This is a genomic window from Burkholderia pseudomultivorans, assembly GCF_902499075.1.
In the GTDB taxonomy this organism is placed as follows: domain Bacteria; phylum Pseudomonadota; class Gammaproteobacteria; order Burkholderiales; family Burkholderiaceae; genus Burkholderia; species Burkholderia pseudomultivorans.
In genome coordinates this window covers 1-26,320 of the sequence record NZ_CABVPP010000031.1, presented here as the reverse complement: position 1 = coordinate 26,320, position 26,320 = coordinate 1, and the positions used below count along the sequence as shown (strand labels likewise).

Genomic DNA, 26,320 nt, shown 5'->3' with positions numbered 1-26,320 from the left:
GGGCTGGCCGTTCGGCCGACTGTCGGCCGCGTGCGCCGCTCCGCAGAATCAGGCCTCGGATCGCGGCATGGGCCGCGACGATCGCGGGAGGCTGGGATGACAGGACGATGGACGGCTGCGCGGTTCGTGCAGGGCCGGCACCGGTCGACGGGAATCGACGTCGGCGAGGACGAGGTCAGGGTGGTGGTGCTGAGCCGGCGCGGCCGGATTGCGGACGTTCGCATCGAGGGGCTCGAGCGCGAGCCGGTCGCATTGTCGGCCGGGCCGGAAGCGGCGCGCTGGGCGGCGGTCGCACGGGCACTGGCGGCAGCGGCGGAGCGGCTGTCCGCGGCGGGCGTGCGGTGCGACGCGCGCGGCGTGATGGCACTGCGCGACGACGAGATGCATGTCGCGACGCTCGATCTGGCCGGGCGCGCCGACGTCGCGGATGCTGCGCGGCAGGCCGCCGAGCAGATCTCGGGGCTGGCGCCGGACGCCGTGGCGTACGACTGGCGGCAGGGCGACGGCGAGCAGGCGGGCGAAATCGCGGTCGCGGCGGCGCCGCTGGCGCTGCTCGAAAGGCGGATCGACGTCGCCGCGCAGGCCGGGATCGACCTGACGGCCGTCGACGGCGAGTCGGCCGCCGCGCTGCGTGCACTGCGTTATGCCGCGCAGTTCGAGCTCGACGCGCAAGGCGCTTACGCGGCGCTCTGGTTCTCCGATACGGGTGTGCGCGGCTGGCGGGTCGACGGGGCGCTGGCGTCGCCGGCGCTTGCGCTGTCCACCGGCATGACGGCGGCATTTGCCGATGCGCTGCGCCACGGCACGCTCGGATCGGCCCGCTGCGTGCTCGTGGCCGGCGACGCGCGCAGCGTCGGGCGTTTCGGCCTGTCCGTCGCCGATATCGGCGACGTGCTCGGTGCGAACGCGGTGCCGTTCGACTGTACCGGGTGGGACGGGCGGCCGTCGGCTCCGGCCGGGGCGTCGAGTTGCCCGGCGTTTGCGGTCGCGTTCGGGCTGGCCTTGCGCGGGGTGTGGGAATGAGGGCCGGGCGCGTGGGTGCGGCGGGGTACGGGCTCGGTGGCTTCAACCTGCTGCCGTACCGCGAGCGGCTCGCGCAGGCGCTGCGGCGGCGCCGGGCTGCGCAGTGCGGGGCGGCGATACTGCTCGGTGTGCTGGGCGTCGGCCTGTGGACTGCGGGCGCGGCATGGCGGCGGACGGGGCTGGATGCCGAGCGCGCCCGGGTGGAGGCGCGCTTGCGGCGGGTGCAGCCGCAGGTCGATGCGGCCACGCGCGCTGCGAGCGCGGCTGCCGGCGTCGCGCAGCGCGATGCGCAGGCGGCCGTGCTGGCCGCGCCATACCGGCGCATTGCCGCGCTGCTGGCGATGCTGGCACGGGCACGCGACGGCGCCGTGAGGCTCGACGCGCTGCACGTGACGTTTTCCGGCGCGACGCTCGACTTGCATGCGACGAACTATCGGGCGGCGGCGCAATGGCTCGCCGGCGTCGCGCGCGAACGGCAGGACTGGCGAATCGATGTCGGCTCGCTGAAGCCGGCTCCGGCCGCGCAGGCAGACGCGGCCGCGGCACCGTTCCGGTTCTCCGTGCAACTGCGCTGGCGCGACGAAGCGCCGCCGCAACCGGGCGCGGCGGGAGGTGGCGCATGACGGCGATCGCGCACCGCTTTGCATTGGCCGGCGAGGCGCGGCCGACCGGGCGGCGCCTGCCGCCGGCCGTCGCACATGCGGCCGGCTGCGCGCTGGCATTTGCGGTTGTGCTGGCGGGCGGCATGCATCTGGCCGATGCGGGCGACTGGAGCGGGCTCGCGCGCAGTCGTGCGTTGCTGGAAACGACGCGGATGCGCGCGGCCGACGCGGAACGCGTGCTCGCCTCAGCGTCGCAACATCGCGGCGCGCCGCCGGCGCATGGCGATCGCCCGGCGCGGGCGCTCGAGTGGGCCGCGCTGATGCTGGAACTGGCCGACCTCGCTGCGTCGAGCGGGCTGCAGATCGTGTCGATCGAACCGCAGCGACCGGACGAGGCGGCGCCGGACGGGCGCCGCGCCGTGCGTCTCGTCGCGGACGGCGGCTTTCCGGCGTTGCTGCGCACGATCGACGGGCTTGCCGGTTTGCCGGTGCTCGCGGTGCCGGCGACGCTGCGCATCGAGCGGGCGGCATCGATGCCGCGCGTGGACATGTCGCTGGACGTTTTTCCTGCGTTTCCGGGCCTCGCGGTCGTGCAGTCTACGGCGTCGGTTCCCGATGTCGTGCCAGATCACGACCCGTTCGGCCGCGCCGAAGCATTCGCGGCAGGCGGCGGTCGATCACCCCGCCTGGCCGGCGTGATCCGCGATGCGCGCGCCGGTCTCGCCCTGTTCGACGACGGCGACGGTGCGTTCACGGCGGTGGCGCCCGGTGACGCGCTCGGAGCGTCGCATGTCGCGCGGGTCGACGCCCGGACCGTCACGTTCGCGACGGTGGGCGGGCCGAAACGGTTTGTCCTCGACGACGGAGGCCGGCCATGACGAAGTACATATGGCGCACGATCGCGGTCTGGATCGGACTCGGCATTGGTGCAGCGCGCGCGGCCTTGCCGCCGCTGCCGGCCGTCTGGCCGGTCGCCGCGACGCAGGACGCGGCGGCGCCCGACGTGCCGCTGCCGCAGCGCCTGCCCGACGGCGCGAACCTTGCCGCGCCCACGCCGGAACCCGCTGACGCCGGTCCACCGTCGTTCGACCATGCAACGCGAGCGGCGCTGCAGGCCGGCACGGCAACTCAAGCAACCACGGCGCCCGCGCTCGAAGGGCCGCCGATTCCGCTGCTGCCGCCGGCACGCATGAGCGACGCGACCGCGCATCGGCCCGGCGACGCGGACGACGCGCGACGGATCTCGCTGAACCTGCAACAGGTCGGGCTCGCGGCCGCGTTCGATGCGTTCGCGCGATTCACCGGACTCAATATTGTCGTCAGCGAACAGGTGAGCGGCACCGTGACCTTGCGTCTGAACAATGTGCGCTGGCGCGAGGCCTTCGACACGCTGCTCGATACGCACGGGCTCGCGATGTCCCGGCGCGGCGACGTGATCTGGGTCACGCCGGCGGCCGAACTGGCCGCGCGCGAGCGCGAGCGCTTCGAAATGCATGCGCGCGCGGCCGATCTGGAGCCGCTCGCGAGCCGCACGTTCGCACTGCGCTACCCGCGCGCGCAGGAGGTGCAGCGGCTGCTGGCCGGCGCGACCGGCCAGCGCCTGCTGTCGAAGCGCGGCGCTGCGGCGGCCGATCCGCGCACGAACCTGCTGTTCGTCACCGATCTCGCGCCGCGCGTCGCGCAGATCGCCGAACTGATCGACGCGATCGACCGGCCGTCCCGGCAGGTCCGGATCGAGGCGCGCATCGTCGAGGGCGAGCAGGGTTTCTCGCGCAATCTCGGCGTGCGCGTCGCGCTGCGCGCCCAAGGCCGGCCGGCGGCGGCCGACGGCACGCCGTTCGCGGACGGTGCGCGCAACGCGCTCGACCTCGCCGCCCGTCCGACCGGCGGCTTCGACGCGGCGACGGCCGGTTTCACGCTGTTCGCCGCGCCGCTCAGCCGCGTGCTCGACATCGAGCTGAGCGCGCTCGAGGCGCAAGGGCGGGGCCAGATCGTGTCGCGTCCGCGCGTCGTGACGGCCGACCGCGCGAAGGCGGTCGTCGAGCAGGGTGCCGAATTGCCGTATCAGGCCAAGGTCGGCAACGGCGTGAGCGGCGTGCAGTTCCGCCGCGCGACGCTCAAGCTCGAAGTCGAGCCGCAGATCACGCCGGACGGGCGCGTGGTGCTCGATCTCGACGTCACCAAGGACAGCGTCGGCGAGCCGACGGCGGCCGGCCCCGCGATCCATACGAAGCACGTGCAGACGCGCGTCGAGGTCGAGGACGGCGGCACGGTCGCGATCGGCGGGATCTACGAGCGGCTGCGCCGGGATGATGTGACGCAGGTGCCGCTCTTGGGCAAAATACCGGTTCTGGGTGCGCTTTTCCGGCATCGTGCCCAGCGCGAGCAGCGCAGCGAACTGGTCGTCTTCATCACGCCGACGGTCGTGCGCGCAGGCTGCGACGCGGCCGGCGCGGGCGACGAAAACCCGGAGGAAACGGGGCCGGAAGCAGCCGGCGCAGGCTCGACAAGGCAGCCGCTTTGCCAGTAAGCTGCGCCACACACCAGCAAGATTGAAGCAGAGGAAGCCGTTGCAAGCGCGGGACCCACACGCAAACGTATTTTTCGTCGGCCTTATGGGAGCGGGTAAGACCACCGTGGGCCGCGCGGTCGCGCGCCGTCTCGACAGGACGTTCTTCGACTCCGACCACGAGATCGAGGCCCGCACGGGCGCACGCATTCCGGTGATCTTCGAACTGGAGGGCGAAGCCGGGTTTCGCGACCGCGAAACGCAGGTGATTGCCGAACTCACGCAGCGCGAGAGCATCGTGCTCGCGACGGGCGGCGGCGCGGTGCTGCGGCCCGAAAACCGCGAATGCCTGAAGCAGCACGGCATCGTCGTCTATCTGCGCGCCAATCCGCACGATCTGTGGCTGCGCACGCGCAAGGACAAGAATCGCCCGCTGTTGCAGACCGAGGATCCGAAGGCGCGCCTCGAGGCGCTCTACGAAGTGCGCGACCCGCTGTACCGCGAATGCGCGGATTTCGTCATCGAGACCGGCCGCCCGTCGGTCAACGGTCTCGTCAACATGGTGCTGATGCAACTCGAACTGGCCGGCGTCGTCGCCAAGCCGCTACAAGCATGATTACTGTCAACGTCGATCTGGGCGACCGCGCCTACCCGATTCACATTGGCGCCGGCCTGATCGGCCGCGCCGAGCTGTTCGCCCCGCACATCAAGGGTTCGTCCGTCACGATCGTCACCAACACGACGGTCGATCCGCTGTACGGCGACGCGCTGCGCGCGGCGCTGGCGCCGCTCGGCAAGCGCGTGTCGACGGTCGTGCTGCCCGACGGCGAGGCGTACAAGAACTGGGAAACGCTGAACCTGATCTTCGACGGCCTGCTGACCGAGCGCGCGGACCGCAAGACCACGCTCGTCGCGCTCGGCGGCGGCGTGATCGGCGACATGACGGGCTTCGCCGCCGCGTGCTACATGCGCGGCGTGCCGTTCATCCAGGTGCCGACCACGCTGCTGTCGCAGGTCGATTCGTCGGTCGGCGGCAAGACCGGCATCAACCACCCGCTCGGCAAGAACATGATCGGCGCGTTCTACCAGCCGCAGGCGGTGATCGCCGACATCGGCGCGCTGACGACGCTGCCCGCGCGCGAACTCGCGGCCGGTATCGCCGAGATCATCAAGACCGGCGCGATCGCCGATGCGGCGTTCTTCGACTGGATCGAGGCGAATATCGACGCGCTGAACCGCCGCGAGCCGGCGGCGCTGGTCGAGGCGGTGAAGCGCTCGTGCGAGATCAAGGCGAGCGTGGTCGCGGCCGACGAGCGCGAAGGCGGCCTGCGCGCGATCCTGAATTTCGGCCACACGTTCGGCCACGCAATCGAGGCCGGGCTCGGCTACGGCGAATGGCTGCACGGCGAGGCGGTCGGCTGCGGCATGGTGATGGCGGCCGACCTGTCGGTGCGGCTCGGCCTGCTCGACGAAGCGTCGCGGCAGCGGCTCGACGCGGTGATCGCGGCCGCGCATTTGCCCACGCAGGGGCCGGCACTCGGCGACGCGCGCTACATGGACCTGATGCGCGTCGACAAGAAGGCCGAGGCCGGCGCGATCAAGTTCATCCTGCTGAAGCGCTTCGGCGATACGCTGATCACGCCGGCGCCCGACGAAGCCGTATTCGCCACCCTGGCGCAGACGACCCGGTAACCGCGGCCCGGATGCCCCGGCGCCCCTGACACGGAGGAGACGTGAGCGAGACATCCAGCAGCACATCGACTCAGGCCGGCAGCCGCGCATCCGTCGCGGCGGTGGCCGAGCCGCCGACGCTGGCGGCGCTGGAAGCCCATCTCGCTCCGTATGCCGCACATGCGTCGCAGTCGCGCGGCCGCCGCCATCCGGAAACGCCGCCGGCGGCGCGCACCGAATTCCAGCGCGACCGCGACCGCATCGTCCACTCGACCGCGTTTCGCCGGCTCGAATACAAGACCCAGGTCTTCGTCAATCACGAAGGCGACCTGTTCCGCACCCGCCTCACGCACAGCCTCGAAGTCGCGCAGATCGCGCGTTCGGTCGCACGCAACCTTCGGCTAAACGAGGATCTGGTCGAGGCGATCTCGCTCGCGCACGATCTCGGCCATACGCCGTTCGGCCATGCGGGGCAGGACGCGCTGAACGCGTGCATGCGCGAACATGGCGGCTTCGAGCACAACCTGCAGAGCCTCGCGGTCGTCGACGAGCTCGAGGAGCACTACGGTGCGTTCAACGGGCTGAACCTGTGCTTCGAGACGCGCGAAGGGATCCTCAAGCACTGCTCGCGCGACAACGCGCGCAAGCTCGGCGCGCTCGGCGAGCGCTTCCTGCAGGGCCGCCAGCCGTCGCTCGAGGCGCAGCTCGCGAACATCGCCGACGAAATCGCCTACAACAACCATGACGTCGACGACGGCCTGCGCTCCGGGTTGATCACGATCGAGCAGCTCGCCGAAGTCGAGCTGTGGCAGCGCCACTACGAAGCCGCGCTCGCCGAGTTCCCGCACCTCGAAGGCCGTCGTCTCGTGCACGAGACGGTGCGCCGCATCATCAACACGCTGATCGTCGACCTGATCGACGAGACGACGCGCAAGCTCGCGCGCGTCGCGCCCGCATCGCTCGACGACGTGCGCGCGGCGCCGCCGCTCGTGTCGCACAGCGAGACGGTCGCCGCGCAGGCGGCCGCGCTCAAGCGCTTCCTGTTCAAGAACCTGTATCGCCATTACAAGGTGATGCGCATGGCGAGCAAGGCGCAGCGCGTGGTCACCGGGCTGTTCGACGCGTTCATCGACGATCCGCGGCTGTTGCCGCCGCCGTACCAGTCCGAAGACGCCGCGCAGCAGCCGCGCCTCGTCGCGCACTACATCGCCGGGATGACCGACCGCTTCGCGCTGAAGGAGTATCAGCGCCTGTTCGTCATCAGCGACAACTGACTGTCACAAACGATCACTAGACTTCGCCGGTTCAATGGCGACGGGAATGTTGCACACGCTGTTGGTAACGTTTTCATAGGAGAGAGGTCGATGAAGAAGCCTGCGGGGACCGTGGTTCGTTCGATCGCGCTGGGCGGCGCGCTGATGTTCGGTGTGCAGCACGCGGCATTCGCCGTGACCGAGATCCAGTTCTGGCATGCGATGGAGGCCGCGCTCGGCGAGCGGGTCAACGCGATCGCCGAACAGTTCAACGCGTCGCAGAGCGACTACAAGATCGTGCCGGTCTTCAAGGGCACCTACGACCAGGCGCTCGCGGCCGGCATCGCCGCGTATCGCAGCGGCAACGCGCCGGCGATCCTGCAGGTCTACGAAGTCGGCACGGCCACGATGATGCAGGCGAAGAAGGCCGTCGTGCCCGTCTACGATGTATTCAGGCAGGCCGGCGTGCCGCTCGACGAGAAGGCGTTCGTGCCGACCATCGCCAGCTACTACAGCGATGCGAAGACGGGCCACCTCGTGTCGATGCCGTTCAACAGCTCGACGCCGGTGCTGTACTACAACAAGGATGCGTTCAAGAAGGCCGGGCTCGACCCGAACCAGCCGCCGAAGACCTGGGCCGACGTGAAGGCCGACGCCGAGAAGCTGCGCAAGTCGGGGATGGCGTGCGGCTTCACGACGGGCTGGCAGGGCTGGATCCAGCTCGAGAACTACAGCGCCTGGCATGCGCTGCCGTTCGCGAGCCGCAACAACGGCTTCGACGGCGCCGATGCGGTGCTCGAGTTCAACAAGCCGCAGCAGATCGCGCACGTCGCCTTCCTGCAGCAGATGGCGAAGGACGGCACGTTCACGTACGCGGGCCGCAAGGACGAGGCATCGGCGAAGTTCTACAGCGGCGACTGCGGGATCATGACGACGTCGTCGGGCGCGCTGGCCAACGTGCAGAAGTTCGCGAAGTTCAACTATGGCACCGGCATGATGCCGTACGACGCGAACGTGAAGGGCGCGCCGCAGAACGCGATCATCGGCGGCGCGAGCCTGTGGGTGCTGGCCGGCAAGGATCCGGCGACCTACAAGGGCGTCGCGAAATTCCTCGCGTACCTGAGCACGCCGGCCGTCGCCGCGAAGTGGCATCAGGACACCGGCTACCTGCCGGTGACGACGGCCGCATACGACCTCACGCGCGAGCAGGGCTTCTACGCGAAGAACCCGAGCGCCGAAACGGCGATCAAGCAGATGCTGAACAAGCCGCCGCTGCCGTACACGAAGGGGCTGCGGCTTGGCAACATGCCGCAGATCCGCACGATCGTCGACGAGGAGTTCGAGCAGGTCTGGGCGCAGAAGAAGTCGCCGAAGGACGCGCTCGACTCGGCCGCGTCGCGCGGCGACGAACTGCTGCGCCGCTTCGAGAAGTCGGGCGGCTGAGCCCCGGGTCGCGCCGTGCTGCCGGCCGCGCCGCGCAAGCGCGCGTGCCGGCGGGCGGCGCGGCGCCCGTTCCGTTTTCGCCTGACCGGATTCCCGCGATGCAATCCCGTTCCCGTTTCGGCACGAGCCTGTTGCCGTATCTGCTGATCGCGCCGCAGCTCGCGATCACCGCCGTGTTCTTCCTGTGGCCGGCCGGCGTTGCGCTGTGGCAGTCGACGCAGATGCAGGACGCGTTCGGCACGTCGAGCGAGTTCGTCGGCTTCGCGAACTTCACGCACCTGTTCGCGGATCCGCTGTACCTCGACTCGTTCCGCACGACGCTCGTGTTCAGCGCGCTCGTCACGGTGAGCGGGCTCGTCGTGTCGCTGCTGCTCGCCGCATGCGCGGATCGCGTGATCCGCGGGGCGCGCATCTACCGCACGCTGCTGATCTGGCCGTACGCGGTCGCGCCGACGATCGCGGCCGTGCTGTGGGCGTTCCTGTTCAACCCGAGCATCGGGCTCGTCACCTACGCGCTCGCGAAGCAGGGCATCGTGTGGAACCACGCGCTCAACGGCGGGCAGGCGATGTTCCTGGTCGTGCTCGCGTCGGTGTGGAAGCAGGTCAGCTACAACTTCCTGTTCTTCTATGCGGGCCTGCAGGCGATTCCGCGCTCGCTGCTCGAGGCGGCCGCGATCGACGGCGCGGGCCCGGTGCGGCGCTTCTTCAATATCGCGCTGCCGCTACTGTCGCCGACGAGCTTCTTCCTGCTGGTCGTGAACCTCGTCTACGCGTTCTTCGACACCTTCCCGGTGATCGACGCGGCGACGGCGGGCGGCCCCGCGCAGAGCACCAGGACGCTGATCTACAAGATCTTCGCGGAAGGCTTCCAGGGGCTCGACATCGGCAGCTCGGGCGCGCAGTCGGTCGTGCTGATGGTGATCGTCGTCGGGCTCACGGTGATCCAGTTCCGCTTCGTCGAACGCAGGGTGCAATACGCATGATCGAGAATCGCAAGGGCTTCGACCTGTTCTGCCACGCGGTGCTGATCGCGGGCATCGTGCTGATCGTGTTTCCGGTCTACGTCGCGTTCTGCGCGGCGACGATGAATGCGCAGGAAGTGTTCACGGTGCCGCTGTCGCTGGTGCCGAGCACGCATCTGGCCGACAACGTCGCGTACATCTGGCGGCACGGCAGCGGCGGCACGGCGGCGCCGTTCGGGCGGCTGCTCGTCAACAGCTTCGTGATGGCGCTCGGCATCGCGGTCGGCAAGATCGCGGTGTCGATCCTGTCCGCGTACGCGATCGTCTATTTCCGCTTCCCGTTCCGCAACACGGCGTTCTGGCTGATCTTCGTCACGCTGATGCTGCCGGTGGAAGTGCGGATCTTTCCGACCGTGCAGGTCGTGTCGACGCTGCATCTGACGAACAGCTATGCGGGCCTCACGCTGCCGCTGATCGCATCGGCGACCGCGACCTTCCTGTTCCGCCAGTTCTTCATGACGCTGCCCGACGAGCTGATGGACGCCGCGCGCATCGACGGCGCGGGGCCGCTGCGCTTTTTCCGCGACGTCGTGCTGCCGCTGTCGAAGACGAGCATCGCGGCGCTGTTCGTGATCACCTTCATCTACGGCTGGAACCAGTATCTGTGGCCGATCCTGATCACGACCGAGGCGTCGCTGTCGACGGCGGTCGTCGGCATCAAGACGATGATCGCGAGCGGCGACGCGGCGACCGAATGGCAATACGTGATGACGGCGACGCTGCTGGCGATGCTTCCGCCGCTCGTCGTCGTGCTGGCGATGCAGCGCTGGTTCGTGCGCGGCCTCGTCGATTCCGAGAAGTAACCGACGAACGGCAACCGGGAGAAGGACCAGGTATGGCTGCGCTGAGCTTGAAGGGCGTCAGGAAATCCTACGACGGCAAGCAGCATGTGCTGCACGGCATCGACGTGGAGATCGCCGACGGCGAATTTATCGTGCTGGTCGGCCCGTCGGGCTGCGGCAAGTCGACGCTGCTGCGGATGATCGCGGGGCTCGAGACCGTGACCGACGGCGAGATCGCGATCGGCGATCGCGTCGTCAACGCGCTGGAGCCGAAGGATCGCGACATCGCGATGGTGTTCCAGAACTATGCGCTGTACCCGCACATGACGGTCGCGCAGAACATGGGCTACGGGCTGAAGATCCGCGGCGTCGAGCGCGCGACGATCGACGCGCGGGTGGCCGCGGCCGCGAAGATCCTTGAGCTCGAGGCGCTGCTCGCGCGGCGGCCGCGCGAGCTGTCGGGCGGGCAGCGGCAGCGCGTCGCGATGGGCCGCGCGATCGTGCGCGAGCCGTCGGTGTTCCTGTTCGACGAGCCGCTGTCGAACCTCGATGCGAAACTGCGCGTGCAGATGCGCCTCGAGATCCAGCGGCTGCATGCGCGCCTCGCGACCACGAGCGTCTACGTGACGCACGACCAGATCGAGGCGATGACGCTCGCGCAGCGCGTGATCGTGATGAACCGCGGCTACGCGGAGCAGATCGGCGCGCCGGTCGACGTGTACGAGAAGCCGGCAACGGTGTTCGTCGCGGGCTTCATCGGTTCGCCGGCGATGAACCTGATGCAGGGCCGGCTGTCGGACGACGGTGCGACGTTTACGGTCGCGGGCGGCGGCCCGGCGCTGCCGGTCGCGGGCGCGCCCGGGATCGGCGCGGAGATCGCCACCGGGCGCGACTGGGTGCTCGGCGTGCGTCCCGAACACATGACGCCGCAGCCGGGCGTCGCGCAGGCGACGCTGCCGGTCGACTCCTGCGAGCTGCTGGGCGCGGACAACCTCGCGCACGGCCGCTGGGGCAGTCATGACGTCGCGGTGCGCCTGCCGCATGCGGACCGTCCCGCGCGCGGCACCGCGCTGGCCGCGTCGCTGCCCGCGCACCGGCTGCATTTCTTCGATCCCGAGACCGGCAGGCGCGCCGGCTGAACCCGCTTCACTTCCCGAGAGGCTGACGATGATTTCCCGCTTCGACTGGCCGTATCCGCGCATCGTCGCCCACCGCGGCGGCGGCGCGCTTGCGCCCGAGAACACGCTCGCGGCGCTCGACGAGGGCGCGCGGCGCGGCCACCGGATGGTCGAGTTCGACGCGAAGCTGTCGGCCGACGACGTGACGTTCCTGCTGCACGACGACACGGTGGACCGGACGTCGAACGGTCACGGCCCGGCGGCGGGCATGCGTTATGCGACGCTGGCGACGCTCGACGCGGGCGCGTGGTTCGATGCGCGCTTCGCGGGCGAGCGGATGCCGACGCTCGACGCGGCCGCGGCGCGCTGCATCGCGCACGGCCTCGCGGCGAACGTCGAGATCAAGCCGTGCCCGGGCCGCGAGCGCGACACCGGCCGGCGCGTGGCGGCCGACGCGGCGGCGTACTGGCGGGACGCCGCGGTGCCTCCGCTGCTGTCGTCGTTCTCGTTCGACGCGCTGCAGCAGGCGCGCGCGATGGCGCCTGGATTGCCGCGCGGGATGCTCTACGAGGCCGTGCCGGACGACTGGCACGCGCAGGTCGTCGGCGCGCTCGGCTGCGTTTCGTTGCATGCGGACCACAGTCGGCTCGACGAACCGCTGGTGCGCGCGATCAAGGCGGCCGGGCTGCGCATCCTCGTCTACACGGTCAATGAGCTCGCCCGCGCGCGCGAACTCGTGCGCTGGGGTGTCGACGCGGTCTGCACGGACCGGATCGACCTGATCGGCCCCGGCGCGTTGGACGATATCGACCCGGCGCGCGCGTAGCGCAAGCGGCTGCCCGCATCGGGTCCAACCCGAAGCCGGAGCGAGCCTGACGCGAAAAAACGACGCCCCGGCGGGATGCCCGCCGGGGCGTTTTGCATCGTGGAGACGTTACGGCCGGAAAAATCCGCTACAAATTGCAGCAGGATTAACCATTCCCCAAATATTCGACTACGCTTAGAAACGGTAGCCGACGTTCAGGTACGTCACGATCGGATTCAGCGAGATGTGCGCCTTCGACGTCTCGGTCAGGGTGCCGACCGGCGTGCGACGGGCCGTGGTGAAGGTCGCGGTCACGCTGACCGGGACGTACGAGAACGAAAAGCCGGCGAACCAGTGCTTCGTGAAGTTGTACGTGAAGCCGGCGTTGAACACGGGCGCCCACTGGTTGCTGGTCGTCGCGCTGGTCGGGCCGCCGAGCACGCCGTTCTCGAACGCGCTGTTCGTGATCTTTGCGCCGGTGAACCACACATACGTCGCACCGACGCCTAGATACGGCCGGAACTTCGCGTTGGCGTCGTTGAAGTAGTACTTGAGGAGGAGAGCGGGGCTCCACTGGTAGGCGCGGCCGAGCGTGCCGAAATTCGAGAACTGGCCCTTGCCGGTGATGTCGAACTTCGGCGGAATGCCAGCGATGAACTCGGTGGCGATGTGGTCGGTCACGAAGTAACCGGTCGCCAGTCCGAGCGTGTCGGCGTCGCTGATGCCTGCACCCGTGTTGGGAACCGACTGGTTGATGGGCGTGCCGCCGACGCCGTACACGAACAGCGGGTCGCTGCTGTCCTGCGGCGAAAGGTGCAGCCAGCCGGTGCTGACGTAGAAATCACCTGCGGATTGTGCGTGTGCCGTACCGCCCGCGAATGCAAATGCGAGCGCTGCGGCCCCCGTAATGGCCAGTTTTCGTTTCATTGTGTCTCCTCCGATCTAAGGCGTGCTCATTATGACGACTGCGTTTAAAACCAAACAAGCTCGGAAGTTAGAGTTTTCACCCTAGGATTAGTACGACCGTACGCTTCCGCGCCCTGCCAGGACGGGCATTCTACGCAGGTGCGCACTTTCGGACCCCCGGGTATTTCCTAACGCGTTCAAACGGACATTCAGCATGGCACGGTTAGCACGACTCTACGTTCCCGACCAGCCGCAGCACGTGATACTGCGCGGCCTGGATCAGCAACCCGCGTTCGTTGACGACCAGGACTACGAACTCTTCATCGACTGCCTGAAGGCCGCCGCGCGCGATCACCATCTTTCGGTGCACGCTTACGTGCTGCTGCCGCGTCAGGTGCAGCTGCTCGTCACGCCGAGCGACGAGGCGAGCCTGCCGAAGGCGATGCAGGCGGTCGGTCGCCGCTACGTCGCGCATTTCAACCGCCGCTATTCGCGGCGCGGCACCCTGTGGGAAGGCCGCTATCGGGCGACCGTGATCGAGGGCGAGCGCTATTTCCTGCTCGCGAGCCGCGTGGTCGAGCTGAGCCCGGTGCGCGCGCAACTCGTCGCGACGCCCGACGCGTATCGCTGGTCGAGCTATCGGCACCACATCGGCCTCACCGTCGACAGCCTGATCACCGACCATCCGCTCTACTGGGCGCTCGGCAATACGCCGTTCGAGCGTCAGCGCGCGTACAAGGAGCTGTGCGAGCAGCCGCTCGACGAGCGGCAGGCCGACCAGCTGCAGCAGGCGACGCTGAAGGGCTGGGTGCTCGGCGGCGAAAACTATCGCGAGTGGGCGGCGCGCACCGCGAACCGGCGCGTATCGCCGCTGCCGCGCGGGCGCCCCAGAAAGGTGCGCGAGAACACGCCGCCGGTCCAGCAGTAACGCGGGACAGGCGGTCCAGGAGGCGGCGCTGCGGGCGCCGCTTCTTTTTGCACCAAAACGATGCGGCCCCAATAAAATGACACCAGAACGACGCATCGTTTTAATTGGGGTTCGATCAAGCGGTTTTTGTTGCTATTCCTTTGATTCGTCGCGTATATTCCGAATTCCGGTGGCCCGGGCGCAGCTTGCCCAACCACTGTCGGCCGCGCCGTCTCCCGCCGGGAGCGGGATCGGCGGCAACAAGAAAACGGTTCAACGGCCCTCGAGGCCCCTTTACGACGGTGTCCCCATGAACGACCACCAGCAGCCGCTCGCCGCGGTCCCCGCCGCGCAAGGTCTGTACGACCCGCAGAACGAACACGATGCCTGCGGCGTCGGTTTCGTCGCCCACATCAAGGGCAAGAAGAGCCACGAGATCATCGAGCAGGGTCTGAAGATCCTCGAGAACCTCGACCACCGCGGCGCGGTCGGCGCCGATCCGCTGATGGGCGACGGCGCGGGCATCCTGATCCAGATCCCGGACGCGTTCTATCGCGAGGAAATGTCGAAGCAGGGCGTGACGCTGCCGCCCGCCGGCGAATACGGCGTGGGGATGATCTTCCTGCCGAAGGAAAACGCGTCGCGTCTCGCGTGCGAGCAGGAGCTCGAGCGGACCGTGCGCGCAGAGGGCCAGGTCGTGCTCGGCTGGCGCGACGTGCCGGTCGACCACGCGATGCCGATCTCGCCGACGGTCAAGGCCAGCGAGCCGCTGATCCGCCAGATCTTCATCGGCCGCGGCAAGGACATCATGGTGACCGACGCGCTCGAGCGGAAGCTGTACGTGATCCGCAAGACCGCGAGCCACCGCATCCAGGCGCTGAAGCTCAAGCACGGCAAGGAATACTTCGTGCCGTCGATGTCGGCGCGCACGGTCGTCTACAAGGGGCTGCTGCTGGCCGGCCAGGTCGGCGTGTACTACCGCGACCTGCAGGACGCGCGCGTCGTGTCGGCGCTCGCGCTCGTGCACCAGCGCTTCTCGACCAACACGTTCCCGGCGTGGGAACTCGCCCACCCGTACCGGATGATCGCGCACAACGGCGAGATCAACACCGTGAAGGGCAACGTGAACTGGCTGAACGCGCGCACCGGCGCGATCGCGTCGCACGTGCTCGGCGACGACCTGCCGAAGCTCTGGCCGCTGATCTATCCGGGCCAGTCGGATACCGCCTCGTTCGACAACTGTCTCGAGCTGCTGGTGATGGCCGGCTATCCGCTCGTGCACGCGGTGATGATGATGATCCCGGAAGCGTGGGAACAGCACACGCTGATGGACGAGAACCGCCGCGCGTTCTACGAATACCACGCCGCGATGATGGAGCCGTGGGACGGCCCGGCCGCGATCGCGTTCACCGACGGCCGCCAGATCGGCGCGACGCTCGACCGCAACGGCCTGCGTCCGGCGCGCTACATCGTCACCGACGACGACCTCGTGATCATGGCGTCGGAAGCCGGCACGCTGCCGATCCCGGAATCGAAGATCGTCAAGAAGTGGCGTCTGCAGCCGGGCAAGATGTTCCTGATCGACATGGAACACGGCCGCATCATCGACGACAAGGAGCTCAAGGACAACCTCGCGAACGCGAAGCCGTATAAGAGCTGGATCGACGCGGTGCGCATCAAGCTCGACGAAATCGAGCCGAAGGCCGAGGAAGTCGCGGCCGGCCGCACGCAGGGCGCGGCGCTGCTCGACCGCCAGCAGGCGTTCGGCTATACGCAGGAAGACCTGAAGTTCCTGATGGCGCCGATGGCGCAGCAGGGCGAGGAAGCGGTCGGCTCGATGGGCAACGACTCGCCGCTCGCGGTGATGTCGAACAAGAACAAGACGCTCTATCACTACTTCAAGCAGCTGTTCGCGCAGGTCACGAACCCGCCGATCGACCCGATCCGCGAGAACATGGTGATGTCGCTCGTGTCGTTCATCGGCCCGAAGCCGAACCTGCTCGACACCAACAACATCAACCCGCCGATGCGTCTCGAAGTGTCGCAGCCGGTGCTCGACTTCAAGGACATCGCGAAGATCCGCGCGATCGACCAGTACACGGGCGGCAAGTTCAGCGCGTACGAGCTGAACATCTGCTACCCGGTCGCCTGGGGCAAGGAAGGCATCGAGGCGCGCCTCGCGTCGCTGTGCGCGGAAGCCGTCGACGCGGTGAAGTCGGGCTACAACATCCTGATCGTGTCGGACCGCAAGACCGACGCCGATCACGTCGCGATCCCGGCGCTGCTCGCCACCTCGGCGATCCACACGCATCTCGTCCAGCAGGGCCTGCGCACCAGCACGGGCCTCGTCGTCGAGACCGGCTCCGCGCGTGAAACGCACCACTTCGCGCTGCTCGCGGGCTACGGCGCGGAAGCCGTGCACCCGTACCTCGCGATGGAAACGCTCGCGAAGATGGCCGAAGGGCTGTCGGGCGACCTGTCGCCGGAAAAGGCGATCTACAACTTCACGAAGGCGGTCGGCAAGGGCCTGCAGAAGGTGATGTCGAAGATGGGCATCTCGACGTACATGTCGTACACCGGCGCGCAGATCTTCGAAGCGCTCGGCCTGTCGACCGACCTCGTCGAGAAGTACTTCAAGGGCACCGCGTCGAAGGTCGGCGGCATCGGCCTGTTCGAAGTCGCGGAAGAAGCGATCCGCCTGCACCGCGACGCGTTCGGCGACAACCCGGTCCTGCGCGACATGCTCGACGCGGGCGGCGAGTACGCATACCGCGTGCGCGGCGAAGACCACATGTGGACGCCCGATTCGATCGCGAAGCTGCAGCACGCGACGCGCAGCAACTCGTACCAGACGTACAAGGAATACGCGCACCTGATCAACGACCAGACCAAGCGTCACATGACGTTCCGCGGCCTGTTCGAGTTCAAGGTCGAGCCGACCAGGGCGATCCCGATCGACGACGTCGAGCCGGCGAAGGAAATCGTCAAGCGCTTCGCCACCGGCGCGATGTCGCTCGGCTCGATCAGTACCGAAGCGCACGCGACGCTCGCGATCGCGATGAACCGGATCGGCGGCAAGTCGAACACCGGCGAAGGCGGCGAGGACGAGAACCGTTACCGCAACGAGCTGCGCGGCATTCCGATCAAGGCCGGCGAGACGCTGAAGTCGGTGATCGGCGACGAAGTCGTCAGCGACATCCCGCTGAAGGAAGGCGACTCGCTGCGCTCGAAGATCAAGCAGGTCGCGTCGGGCCGCTTCGGCGTCACGGCGGAATACCTCGCATCGGCCGACCAGATCCAGATCAAGATGGCGCAGGGCGCGAAGCCGGGCGAAGGCGGCCAGCTGCCGGGCCACAAGGTGTCGGAATACATCGGCAAGCTGCGCTACTCGGTGCCGGGCGTCGGCCTGATCTCGCCGCCGCCGCACCACGACATCTACTCGATCGAGGATCTGGCGCAACTGATCCACGACCTGAAGAACGTGAACCCGGCCGCGAGCATCTCGGTGAAGCTGGTGTCGGAAGTCGGCGTCGGCACGGTCGCCGCGGGCGTCGCGAAGGCGAAGGCCGATCACGTCGTGATCGCCGGCCATGACGGCGGCACCGGCGCATCGCCGCTGTCGTCGGTCAAGCACGCGGGCACGCCGTGGGAGCTCGGCCTGGCCGAAACGCAGCAGACGCTGGTGCTGAACCGCCTGCGCGATCGCATCCGCGTGCAGGCCGACGGCCAGATGAAGACGGGCCGCGACGTCGTGATCGGCGCGCTGCTCGGCGCGGACGAATTCGGCTTCGCGACGGCGCCGCTCGTCGTCGAAGGCTGCATCATGATGCGCAAGTGCCACCTGAACACGTGCCCGGTCGGCGTCGCGACGCAGGATCCGGTGCTGCGTGCGAAGTTCAAGGGCCAGCCCGAGCACGTCGTGAACTACTTCTTCTTCGTCGCCGAGGAAGTGCGCGAGATCATGGCGCAACTCGGCATCGCGAAGTTCGACGACCTGATCGGCCGTGCGGACCTGCTCGATACGCGCAAGGGCATCGAGCACTGGAAGGCGAAGGGCCTGGACTTCTCGCGCGTGTTCTACCAGCCGGAAGGCTGCGAGGGCGTCGGCACCCGTCACGTCGACGTGCAGGATCACGGCCTCGAGCGCGCGCTCGACCACGTGCTGATCGAGAAGGCGAAGGCGGCGATCGAGAACGGCGAGCATGTGTCGTTCATCCAGCCGGTGCGCAACGTGAACCGCACGGTCGGCGCGATGCTGTCGGGCGTGATCGCGAAGAAGCACGGCCACGAAGGCCTGGCCGACGACGCGGTGCACATCCAGCTGAAGGGCACGGCCGGCCAGAGCTTCGGCGCGTTCCTCGCGAAGGGCGTCACGCTCGACCTCGTCGGCGACGGCAACGACTACGTCGGCAAGGGCCTGTCGGGCGGCCGGATCATCATCCGTCCGACCAACGACTTCCGCGGCAAGTCCGAGGAAAACATCATCTGCGGCAACACGGTGATGTACGGCGCGCTCGAAGGCGAAGCCTTCTTCCGCGGCGTCGCGGGCGAGCGCTTCTGCGTGCGCAACTCGGGCGCGACGGCGGTCGTCGAAGGCACCGGCGACCACGGCTGCGAGTACATGACGGGCGGCACGGTGGTCGTGCTCGGCGAGACGGGCCGCAACTTCGCGGCCGGCATGTCGGGCGGCGTCGCGTACATCTACGATCCGGAAGGCACGTTCGCGGCGAAGTGCAACAAGGCGATGGTCGCGCTCGACCCGGTGCTGCAGCAGGCCGAGCAGGAGCGCACGGTCGATCGCGCGCTCTGGCATGCGGGCACGACGGACGAAGCGCTGCTCAAGGGGCTCGTCGAGCGTCATTTCCAGTTCACGGGTTCGCCGCGCGCGAAGTCGCTGCTGGAAAACTGGGACGCCGCGCGCCGCCAGTTCGTGAAGGTGTTCCCGCACGAATACAAGCGCGCGCTGGGCGAGATCGGTGCGAAGAAGGCGGCGAAGGAAGTGCTGGCCGCCTGAGCGACGAACGACATAGCGAAGGCCGCGCGCGCATGAACGCCGCGCGCGGCTCCCCCACCCGATACACCGAACAGAAGAGCACCTTATGGGCAAGGCAACCGGTTTTCTGGAGTTCGAACGCCGCCACGAGGCGTACGAAGCACCGCTCACGCGCGTGAAGCACTACAAGGAATTCGTCGCGGCGCTGACCGACGCGGACGCGAAGATCCAGGGCGCGCGCTGCATGGACTGCGGCATCCCGTTCTGCAACAACGGCTGTCCGGTCAACAACATCATCCCGGACTTCAACGATCTCGTTTACCGCCAGGACTGGCAGCAGGCGATCGAAGTCCTGCACTCGACCAACAATTTCCCCGAGTTCACGGGCCGCATCTGCCCGGCGCCGTGCGAGGCCGCCTGCACGCTCGGGATCAACGACGATCCGGTCGGCATCAAGTCGATCGAGCACGCGATCATCGACAAGGCCTGGGCGGAAGGCTGGGTGAAGCCGCTGCCGGCCGAGCACAAGACGGGCAAGAAGGTCGCCGTCGTCGGTTCGGGCCCCGCGGGCCTCGCCGCCGCGCAGCAGCTCGCGCGTGCCGGTCACGACGTGACGGTGTTCGAGAAGAACGATCGCGTCGGCGGCCTGCTGCGCTACGGGATTCCCGACTTCAAGCTCGAGAAGTGGCTGATCGACCGCCGCATGCGCCAGATGGAAGCGGAAGGCGTGACGTTCCGCACCAGCGTGTTCATCGGCAAGGATCCGCTGCCCGAGTCGATCGGCAGCCTCGCGAAGGAAACCATTTCGCCGGACACGCTGAAGGAGGAATTCGACGCGGTCGTGATCGCCGGCGGTTCGGAAACGCCGCGCGACCTGCCGGTGCCGGGCCGCGAGCTCGCCGGCATCCATTTCGCGATGGACTTCCTGCCGCAGCAGAACCGCGTGAACGCGGGCGACAAGCTCGTCGACCAGCTGCTCGCGAAGGGCAAGCACGTCGTCGTGATCGGCGGCGGCGATACGGGTTCGGACTGCGTCGGCACGTCGAACCGTCACGGCGCGAAGGCCGTCACGCAGTTCGAGCTGCTGCCGCAGCCGCCGGAAGAGGAAAACAAGCCGCTCGTATGGCCGTACTGGCCGATCAAGCTGCGCACGTCGTCGTCGCACGAGGAAGGCTGCGAGCGCGACTGGGCGGTCGCGACCAAGCGCTTCGAAGGCAAGAACGGCAAGGTCGAGAAGCTGATCGCGGTGCGCGTCGAGTGGAAGGACGGCAAGATGCAGGAAGTGCCGGGCTCGGAATTCGAGATGAAGGCCGATCTCGTGCTGCTCGCGATGGGTTTCACGCAGCCGGCCGCGCCGGTGCTCGACGCGTTCGGCGTCGCGAAGGATGCGCGCGGCAACGCGCGCGCGGCGACCGAAGGCGATCGCGCGTACTACACGTCGGTCGACAAGGTGTTCGCGGCCGGCGACATGCGCCGCGGCCAGTCGCTGGTCGTGTGGGCGATCCGCGAAGGCCGCCAGTGCGCGCGTTCGGTCGATGCGTACCTGATGGGGCATTCGGAACTGCCGCGCTGAGCATCGCGAGCGGGTTTCGAGGAAAGCCGGGCGTCCGAGAGGGCGCCCGGCTTTTTTTCGGCTGCGCGCGCCTGCGTGCATGCGGTTTCTGTTCCACGTTTCCTGGGTGCCGGCAAGCACGCCGCGCCGCCGCCCGTGTCGTGTCCCGACGCACGGGGCGCCGCATTTTCGCGAAGCGTCGCCTAACCTGACTACATTCGACCGCTATTTTTCGCGATCCCGAATTCTTTCGTTTTGTAATGATCCTCGCAAACTGTCATATCATGTCGCCCCTCGGGCCGCTCGCGCGGCCGTCGCATGTTACTGACCCTATTTGTAAGGACACTGGATGGAAGCACTCGTGCATGGGCTGATCGACGCCGTCAACGGCGTGTTGTGGAACTACGTGCTGATCGCGCTGCTGCTCGGCGTGGGCGCGTGGTTCACGCTGCGGTTCCGGATGATCCAGCTGAAGGCGCTGCTGCTCAGCATGAAGCTGGTCGGCAGCAAGGGCGAGCCGGGCAGCATCTCGTCGTTCCAGGCATTCGCGACGGGGCTGGCGAGCCGCGTCGGCACCGGCAACATCGCGGGCGTCGCGGTCGCGCTGACGGTCGGCGGCCCGGGCGCGATCTTCTGGATGTGGATGACGGCGCTGGTCGGGATGTCGTCCGCGTTCGTCGAGGCGACGCTCGCGCAGATCTTCAAGGTGTCGCATCGGGACGGCTCATATCGCGGCGGCCCCGCGTACTACATCCAGACGGGCCTGCGCTCGCGCGGCTTCGGCGTGCTGTTCTCGCTGTCGCTGATCCTCGCGTTCGGCTTCGTGTTCAACGCGGTGCAGGCCAATGCGATCGCCGACGCGTTCAACACGTCGTTCGGCTGGCGCCGCGAGACGGTCGGCATCGGCCTCGTGCTGCTGACCGCGCCGATCATCTTCGGCGGGATCCGCCGCATCGCGTCGGTCGCGCAGGTGATCGTGCCGGTGATGGCGATCGGCTACCTCGCGCTGGCGGTCTACGCGGTCGCGACGCATATCGCGCTGGTGCCGGACGTGGTCGAGCTGATCGTGAAGAGCGCGTTCGGCGTCGGGCAGGCGGCGGGCGGCGTGACCGGCTATGCGGTCAGCCAGGCGATCGCGATCGGCGTGAAGCGCGGGCTGTTCTCGAACGAGGCCGGTATGGGCAGCGCACCGAACGCGGCCGCGACCGCGAGCACGCGGCATCCGGTCACGCAGGGGCTGATCCAGATGCTCGGCGTGTTCGTCGACACGATCGTGATCTGCAGCGCGACCGCGTTCGTGATCCTGCTGTCGGGCCAGTACGAACTCGGCACCGGCATGGAAGGCGCGGCGCTCACGCAGCGCGCGATTTCGAGCCACGTCGGCGACTGGGGCGGCATCTACATGGCCGTCGCGATCTTCTTCCTCGCGTTCTCGTCGGTGATCGGCAACTACGCGTATGCGGAAGGCAACGTCGACTTCATCACGAAGCGGCGCGGCGTGCTGCCGCTGTTCCGCGTCGCGGTGCTCGGCATGGTGATGTTCGGCAGCGTCGGGCAGCTGCCGCTGGTATGGGCGATGGCCGACACGAGCATGGGTCTGATGGCGATCGTCAACCTGATCGCGATCGTCGCGCTCGGCAAGTACGCGCATGCCGCGTGGCGCGACTATCGCCGCCAGCGTGCGGAAGGCGTCGCCGATCCGGTGTTCACGCGCAACACGATTCCCGAACTCGCGCGCGTGCTGCCGGCCGACGTATGGGGCGAGCACGGCCCGCTGCCGCAGCGTGCGGCGGCCGAGGCGGTGAGCGAGCCGCGCGTGGCGGTGCGCGAATCGTGAACGGCGAGCGGCTGCGCGTGTTCGTCGCGCTGATGCCCGATGCGGCGTCGCGCGACGCGCTGTACGCGTTGCCGGTCACGCGCGGCGCACGCCGCACGCTGCCCTCGCAGCTGCATGTGACGCTCGCGTTCATCGGCGCGATCGAGCGCGAATGCTGCGACGCGCTGGCCGCACGGCTGCCGAAGCTGGCGGCCGCGCATGCGCTGCCGCCGCAGCCGGTCGAGCGGATCGCGTGGTGGCCGAGCCTGCCGCGCGCCCGGCTGATCGTCGCGGAACTGGCGCCGGAGCCGGCGTGCGCGGCGCTGCAGGCCGGGTTGGCGGCGACGCTGGATGCGCTCGGCATCGCGGCCGACCGCCGGCCGTTTCGGCCGCACGTGACGCTTGCGCGGCTGCCGCGCGACGCGCACGGGCAGCCCGCGCACGGCGGCGCGACCGGCCGGCCGGTCGCGCTGCGCTTCGACGCGCTGACGCTGTTCGAAAGCCGGCTGTCGAATGACGGCGTGTCGCACCGGCCGATCGTGTCGGCGCCGATTGCCAGTGCGGACGGCGCTGTCGGCACGGTAGGCTAGCGGCCGTAGCGCGCGAGCGTCAGTCCCGACAGGTCGATTTCCGGCGTGCGTCCCGTGACGAGATCCGCCAGCACCTTCCCCGATCCCATCGACATCGCCCAGCCGGTCGAGCCGTGGCCGACGTTGAGCCAGAGTCCGTCGATCCCGCTCGCGCCGAGCAGCGGCGGCCCGTCGGGCGTCATCGGCCGGCGCCCGACCCAGAAGCGCGCCGACGCACGATCGGCCGCTTGCGGAAACCAGTCGTCGAGCACCTTCATCAGCGTGTCGAGCGCCTGTTGCCGCAGCGCCGCGTGCCGGCTGCCGAGTTCCGCCGTGCCGGCGACGCGCAGCGTCGGGCCGAAGCGCGTGATCGCCGTCTTCAGCGATTCGTCCATCAGCGCGGCGCGCGGCGCCTTTTCGTCGTCGGCGACCGCGAGCGTCGCCGAGTAGCCCTTCACCGGATAGAGCGGCACGTCGATGCCATACGGCCGCAGCAGCCGCGCGCTGTCGACGCCGAGCGCGACCACGACTGCATCGGCGGCAAGCGGCGCGTCGTCGCTCGTGCGATGGCCGTCGTCGGGCAGGTCGCGCGCCGCGATCCGCACGCCGCGCACCCTGCCGGCCGCGACGTCGAGCGCACGGAGTTCCGTGCGCAGGCGGAACGTCACGCCGTTCGCCTCGCACAGCGCGCGCAGTTCGCGCGTGAAGCGTGCGCAGTCGCCGGCCTCGTCGTCGGGCAGGTAGATGCCGCCGACGGGCGCCTGCCGCGCCCAGCGCAGCCCCGGCTCGATGGCCGTGCAGCCGGCCGCGTCGAGTTCGCGAAACGCGATCCCGGCATCGCGCAGCACCTTCAGCGCGGGCTGCGCCATCTCGACGTCGAAGGCGCCGCGCAGCAGCTGCAGATAGCCGCGGCTCGCGCCGTAGTCGAACGGATGCCGGTCGCGAAACGCGTGCAGGCACGCGCGGCTGTAATACGCGATGCGCTGCATCCGCTGCTTGTTCACGCGAAACCGCTCGAACTCGCATTCGCGCAGCCAGCGCGCGATCCAGCGCCACTGCGCGCGATCGAGCGTGGGCCGGAAGATCAGCGGCGACGCCGGCTTGAACAGGTACTTGAGGATCTTGCCGGGCATCCCGGGCGCCGCCCACGGCGTCACGTAGCCGGGCGCGATCACGCCCGCGTTGCCGAGGCTCGTCGCCTGCGCGACGTCGGCCTCGCGTTCGACGACGGTCACGTCGCAGCCCGCTTCGCGCAGGTGCCAGGCGGTGGCGACGCCGATCACGCCGGCGCCGAGAACGATCACGTGCATGCGTGTTCCGGAACGAAAGAGGCGCTCAAGGCGCGACGGCCGGATCGTCGGCGAGCGATTTGCCGCGCGTTTCCGGCAGCACGAGCGCGGCGACGATCACGAGCAGGTAGCCGCCGCCCGCGACGAGGCCGATCGCCTTCACGAGCGACATCGACTGCGACAGCGTGCCGACGAGGATCGGGAAGAACGACCCGAGCCCGCGGCCGAGGTTGTAGCAGAAGCCCTGGCCCGAGCCGCGGATCGCGCCCGGATACAGCTCGGACAGGTACGCGCCGACGCCCGCGAAGATGCCCTGCACGACGATGCCGAGCGGGAAGCCGAGCATCAGCATCGCGGTGTCGGTGATCGGCAGCATCGTATAGGCCATGCCGAGCGAGAACGAGCCGATCGCGAACAGGATGAACGACGCGCGGCGGCCGAGCCGGTCCGACAGGATCGCGCCGACCACGTAGCCGACGAACGAGCCGACGATCAGCACGACCAGATAGCCGCTGGTGTTGAACACCGACAGGTGGCGGACGGTTTTCAGATAGGTGGGCAGCCAGGTCGTGATCGCGTAGTAGCCGCCGAGCATGCCCGTGCACAGCGCACTGCCGAACAGCGTCGCGCGCAGGTGCGGCGGCGAGAAGATCTCGAGGAAATGGCCCGACACATGGTCTGCGTCGCGCGCGCGGCGCGTGGCCGTGTAGATGTCGGGATCGCTGACGTTGCGGCGGATGTACAGGATCCACAGCGCGGGCGCGATGCCGATCCAGAAGCACGCGCGCCACGCGACCTGTTCCGGCAGCAGCGCGAAGAAGGCCCAGTAGAGGATCGCGGCCGCGGCCCAGCCGAACGACCAGCTGCTCTGCACGGTGCCGACCGCCTTCGCGCGATGCTCGGGCGAACGGATCGTCTCGGCCATCATGATCGTCACGACCGACCATTCGCCGCCGAAGCCGAAGCCTTGCAGCGTGCGCGTCGCGAGCAGCTGCCAGAACGAATGCGTGAAGCCCGACAGGCAGGTGAACAGCGCGAACGTCGCGATCGTCCACTGCAGCACGCGCACGCGGCCGTAGCGGTCGGCGAGGATGCCCGCGGCCCAGCCGCCGAGCGCCGACGAGATCAGCGAACTCGTCGCGATCATCCCGGCCTCGCCCTTCGTCATTCCCCACGCCGCGATCAGCGTCGGGATCAGGAACGAGTAGATCATGAAGTCGAACGCGTCGACCGCATAGCCGCCGAATCCGGCATACAGCGTCCTGCGCTCGCGCGGCGACAGTTCGTGAAACCACTGGATTTCCTGCATGCGTGCCGTCTCCGTCTCGTTTCGTCTCGTGTTGCCGCGTGACGAACATTCTACGGGCTGGATCGGGCGCGCCAAAAAGTCCGACGCAGGTTGGTGCGCGCGCTCAGAGCGTCAGGCCGCCGTCGACGTGGACGACCTGGCCGGTGATCTGCCGCGCCGCGTCCGACAGCAGGAACGCGATCAGCGCGGCGACGTCGTCGGGTTCGGCGATCCGGCCGAGCGGCGTCGCCTGTTCGGCCTGCGTCCAGGCCGCGGCGTTGCCGGCGCTCGGGCCGTGGTCCTTGCGCGTGAAGCCGGGCGCGACCGCGTTGACGGTGATGCCGCGCGCGGCGAACTCGACCGCGGCGGTGCGCACCAGCGATTCGAGCGCGGCCTTCGCGGCGGCGGTCGCCGCGAACGGCGCGTCGGCGCGGTAGCGGTGCGCGACGAACGAACTGACCGCGACGATGCGCGGCGCGGCCGACGCTTCGAGCAGCGGCCGTGCGCGGCCCGCGAGCGCGGCGAACGCGCCGGGCATCGCGGCGAAGGCGGCGGCGAGCGCGTCGGCGCCGAGTTCGGAAAACGCCTGCCGGGCCGCGAAGCCGGCGTTCGCGACCAGATGATCGAGCCCGCCGAAGCGCGTCGCGGCCGCATCGACGAGCGCCGTTGCGACGCCCGGCTCGGCGAGGTCGCCGCCGAGCACGAGGGATTCGGCGCCGGCCGCCGTGCAGGCTTCGGCGACGCCGGCGAGCCGCGTGCGCGACGCGTCGTC

General features: G+C 68.8%; 21 protein-coding genes. 17 read left to right on the top strand and 4 right to left on the bottom strand.

Annotated elements, in window-relative coordinates; translation table 11 throughout:
- The first annotated feature begins 96 nt into the window (after positions 1–96).
- From BST28156_RS20020 to ugpQ, 12 genes are all read left to right on the top strand, one after another.
- The gene (locus BST28156_RS20020) at positions 97–1,023 is read left to right on the top strand and encodes a competence protein ComA (protein ID WP_174903208.1); all 927 of its coding nucleotides are present in this window, start codon (positions 97–99) and stop codon (positions 1,021–1,023) included.
- Positions 1,020–1,646, top strand: coding sequence for a fimbrial protein (locus tag BST28156_RS20015; RefSeq protein WP_174903207.1), 627 nt, complete (start codon positions 1,020–1,022; stop codon positions 1,644–1,646). The genes BST28156_RS20020 and BST28156_RS20015 overlap by 4 nt, the downstream gene beginning before the upstream one ends.
- Positions 1,643–2,503 (top strand): type IV pilus inner membrane component PilO, encoded by an 861-nt coding sequence (locus BST28156_RS20010; RefSeq protein WP_174903206.1) that lies wholly within the window; start codon positions 1,643–1,645, stop codon positions 2,501–2,503. Before BST28156_RS20015 ends, BST28156_RS20010 begins: the two co-directional genes overlap by 4 nt.
- Complete coding sequence (locus BST28156_RS20005) at positions 2,500–4,155, top strand: type IV pilus secretin PilQ (protein ID WP_174903205.1); 1,656 nt, start codon at positions 2,500–2,502, stop codon at positions 4,153–4,155. The genes BST28156_RS20010 and BST28156_RS20005 overlap by 4 nt, the downstream gene beginning before the upstream one ends.
- Positions 4,156–4,195: 40 nt before the next feature.
- Positions 4,196–4,750, top strand: coding sequence for a shikimate kinase (locus tag BST28156_RS20000; protein ID WP_060246303.1), 555 nt, complete (start codon positions 4,196–4,198; stop codon positions 4,748–4,750).
- Positions 4,747–5,826, top strand: a complete 1,080-nt coding sequence (aroB, locus tag BST28156_RS19995; RefSeq protein WP_060246272.1) for a 3-dehydroquinate synthase — start codon at positions 4,747–4,749, stop codon at positions 5,824–5,826. The genes BST28156_RS20000 and aroB overlap by 4 nt, the downstream gene beginning before the upstream one ends.
- A gap of 101 nt (positions 5,827–5,927) precedes the next feature.
- Entirely contained in the window at positions 5,928–7,079 is a 1,152-nt protein-coding gene (locus BST28156_RS19990; RefSeq protein ID WP_244131466.1) for a deoxyguanosinetriphosphate triphosphohydrolase, read from the top strand.
- Positions 7,080–7,169: 90 nt separating this feature from the next.
- The gene (gene ugpB, locus BST28156_RS19985) at positions 7,170–8,501 is read left to right on the top strand and encodes a sn-glycerol-3-phosphate ABC transporter substrate-binding protein UgpB (RefSeq protein ID WP_060246270.1); all 1,332 of its coding nucleotides are present in this window, start codon (positions 7,170–7,172) and stop codon (positions 8,499–8,501) included.
- A gap of 98 nt (positions 8,502–8,599) precedes the next feature.
- The gene (ugpA, locus tag BST28156_RS19980) at positions 8,600–9,484 is read left to right on the top strand and encodes a sn-glycerol-3-phosphate ABC transporter permease UgpA (protein ID WP_174903203.1); all 885 of its coding nucleotides are present in this window, start codon (positions 8,600–8,602) and stop codon (positions 9,482–9,484) included.
- Positions 9,481–10,326, top strand: coding sequence for a sn-glycerol-3-phosphate ABC transporter permease UgpE (ugpE, locus tag BST28156_RS19975; protein WP_060246268.1), 846 nt, complete (start codon positions 9,481–9,483; stop codon positions 10,324–10,326). The genes ugpA and ugpE overlap by 4 nt, the downstream gene beginning before the upstream one ends.
- A 32-nt stretch (positions 10,327–10,358) precedes the next feature.
- Positions 10,359–11,444, top strand: coding sequence for a sn-glycerol-3-phosphate import ATP-binding protein UgpC (locus BST28156_RS19970; protein ID WP_060246267.1), 1,086 nt, complete (start codon positions 10,359–10,361; stop codon positions 11,442–11,444).
- A 28-nt stretch (positions 11,445–11,472) separates the two neighbouring features.
- A complete protein-coding gene (ugpQ, locus tag BST28156_RS19965; RefSeq protein ID WP_174903202.1) occupies positions 11,473–12,249 on the top strand; it encodes a glycerophosphodiester phosphodiesterase in 777 nt (258 codons plus the stop codon).
- Positions 12,250–12,423: 174 nt separating this feature from the next.
- Here ugpQ and BST28156_RS19960 read toward each other — a convergent pair whose 3' ends face one another.
- Entirely contained in the window at positions 12,424–13,155 is a 732-nt protein-coding gene (locus tag BST28156_RS19960; RefSeq protein ID WP_060246265.1) for an OmpW/AlkL family protein, read from the bottom strand.
- A gap of 193 nt (positions 13,156–13,348) precedes the next feature.
- Between BST28156_RS19960 and BST28156_RS19955 the strand changes: the two genes are divergently transcribed.
- The 5 genes from BST28156_RS19955 (at position 13,349) to thpR (ending at position 22,992) form a co-directional block, all read left to right on the top strand.
- Positions 13,349–14,062 carry a transposase gene (locus BST28156_RS19955; RefSeq protein WP_009687683.1) on the top strand — a complete coding sequence of 238 codons (714 nt, stop codon included), beginning with the start codon at positions 13,349–13,351 and terminating at the stop codon, positions 14,060–14,062.
- A 289-nt stretch (positions 14,063–14,351) separates the two neighbouring features.
- A complete protein-coding gene (locus BST28156_RS19950; RefSeq protein ID WP_060246264.1) occupies positions 14,352–19,055 on the top strand; it encodes a glutamate synthase-related protein in 4,704 nt (1,567 codons plus the stop codon).
- An 85-nt stretch (positions 19,056–19,140) separates the two neighbouring features.
- The gene (locus BST28156_RS19945; RefSeq protein WP_174903201.1) at positions 19,141–20,607 is read left to right on the top strand and encodes a glutamate synthase subunit beta; all 1,467 of its coding nucleotides are present in this window, start codon (positions 19,141–19,143) and stop codon (positions 20,605–20,607) included.
- A 328-nt stretch (positions 20,608–20,935) separates the two neighbouring features.
- Entirely contained in the window at positions 20,936–22,423 is a 1,488-nt protein-coding gene (locus BST28156_RS19940; protein ID WP_174903200.1) for an alanine/glycine:cation symporter family protein, read from the top strand.
- Entirely contained in the window at positions 22,420–22,992 is a 573-nt protein-coding gene (thpR, locus tag BST28156_RS19935; protein ID WP_060246261.1) for an RNA 2',3'-cyclic phosphodiesterase, read from the top strand. The genes BST28156_RS19940 and thpR overlap by 4 nt, the downstream gene beginning before the upstream one ends.
- On the opposite strand, the gene BST28156_RS19930 is transcribed toward thpR, so the two are convergent.
- From BST28156_RS19930 to BST28156_RS19920, 3 genes are all read right to left on the bottom strand, one after another.
- On the bottom strand, positions 22,989–24,281 hold the full coding sequence (locus tag BST28156_RS19930; RefSeq protein WP_174903199.1) for a D-amino acid dehydrogenase: 1,293 nt from the start codon (positions 24,279–24,281) through the stop codon (positions 22,989–22,991). The genes thpR and BST28156_RS19930 overlap by 4 nt on opposite strands.
- A 25-nt stretch (positions 24,282–24,306) precedes the next feature.
- Positions 24,307–25,569 (bottom strand): MFS transporter, encoded by a 1,263-nt coding sequence (locus BST28156_RS19925; RefSeq protein ID WP_174903198.1) that lies wholly within the window; start codon positions 25,567–25,569, stop codon positions 24,307–24,309.
- A gap of 103 nt (positions 25,570–25,672) precedes the next feature.
- Positions 25,673–26,320: SDR family oxidoreductase (locus tag BST28156_RS19920; RefSeq protein WP_174903197.1), on the bottom strand; the 648-nt coding region annotated here is incomplete at its 5' end.